Source organism: Runella aurantiaca (assembly GCF_003339505.1).
Lineage (GTDB): Bacteria > Bacteroidota > Bacteroidia > Cytophagales > Spirosomataceae > Runella > Runella aurantiaca.
Genome location: NZ_QPIW01000062.1, coordinates 1 through 1,203, shown reverse-complemented (window position 1 = coordinate 1,203; position 1,203 = coordinate 1). Strand labels below are relative to the sequence as shown.

Below are 1,203 nucleotides of genomic sequence, written 5' to 3'. Positions count from 1 at the left end.
TGTCCTCATTCCCTAGGCCGCAGCCATTTTTAAATAGAGTTCCTCTTGGTTTAACCATATTTGCTGAGGTGTCTTGCCCTTGAGAGCTGAGTGGGGTCTCTCAAAATTGTAAATTCGCCACCACTCATCCAATTCTGCTTGGATTTGGTTGATAGTGGTGAACACTTTTGGATTGAGACATTCAGTTCTGATGGTTCCGTTGAGCCTTTCTACAAGACCATTCTGCATTGGTTTTCCGGGTTGAGTAAACCGGATCTCAATGCCCTGTTTTTTACAGAATTGAGCCATTTTGTTGCTCACGAGTTCCGGACCATTATCGCATCGGATATATTCAGGCTTACCATAAGTGGCTACAAGATTTTCCAACGCTGTTACTAATTGTTTGGCTTTATAGTCTTTTTTGGCGTCTGCCATCAAACATTTTCGACTGAATTCATCCATTACATTGAGGATCCGAGCCTTATTTTCAGCCACTACATCATCACTTAAAAAATCCAAAGACCATCCCTGATTTACCTTACCGGCAGCCAAAATGTTGGGATTCGCTCTTTTTATTTTAGGCCGTTTCTTAGGCTTTCTCAAGTGCAAATTCAGCTTTTTGTACTGCCTGTAAACCCGCTTTCTGTTCCATCTATTACCTAAAAGACGTATTTTGTCAAACAATAATCCAAAGCCCCAACTGGGATATTGCCTGCTGAGTTCCAAGAGTTTCTCTCTTACTTCTTTGTTGTCAACTTTGGCTTTGTACTTATAATACAGGCTATTCCTTCGCTGCCCTAAAACTCTACTGCATCGTCGTGTTGTTACATGTTTTTCCTGCTGCACTTCTCTAAGAATGCTCATATGAATTTTAGGGCTTACAGCTTTTTTAGCTTTTCATAACCTTCTTTGAGAATGTCATAGTCAATACTTTTATCAGCCAACAATTTCTTTAATCGAGCATTTTCTGCCTCTAATTCGCGCATACGTTTTAACTCTCGGGCATCCATGCCGCCATACTTTTCTTTCCATTGATAGAAGGTCGCTGGCGAAATATTATTCTCCCGGCAAATGTCCTCTACTTTTTTGCCTTTACTTTGACTGTGCAAAATCGTTACGATTTGCTCCTCTGTAAAATTGCTTTTTTTCATTTGGATACCGTTTAAAAGTGAAATTTATAATTTTTTCTACTTTTAAATGGATACGGTTCGGGGAATGAGGACA

2 protein-coding genes are annotated in these 1,203 nt (G+C 39.8%); both read right to left on the bottom strand.

Annotated features, from left to right (window positions below):
* Positions 1 to 12: 12 nt before the first annotated feature.
* Positions 13 to 843, bottom strand: a complete 831-nt coding sequence (locus DVG78_RS29825; RefSeq protein ID WP_114464648.1) for an IS3 family transposase — start codon at positions 841 to 843, stop codon at positions 13 to 15.
* 14 nt (positions 844 to 857) lie between these two features.
* The gene (locus DVG78_RS29820; RefSeq protein ID WP_114464647.1) at positions 858 to 1,130 is read right to left on the bottom strand and encodes a transposase; all 273 of its coding nucleotides are present in this window, start codon (positions 1,128 to 1,130) and stop codon (positions 858 to 860) included.
* Between the last annotated feature and the right edge of the window lie 73 nt (positions 1,131 to 1,203).

Bases quoted from the DNA above. Each gene is read 5' to 3' on its own strand.
- DVG78_RS29825 (WP_114464648.1), bottom strand. From the start codon at position 843: ATGAGCATTCTTAGAGAAGTGCAGCAGGAAAAACATGTAACAACACGA.
- DVG78_RS29820 (WP_114464647.1), bottom strand. From the start codon at position 1,130: ATGAAAAAAAGCAATTTTACAGAGGAGCAAATCGTAACGATTTTGCAC.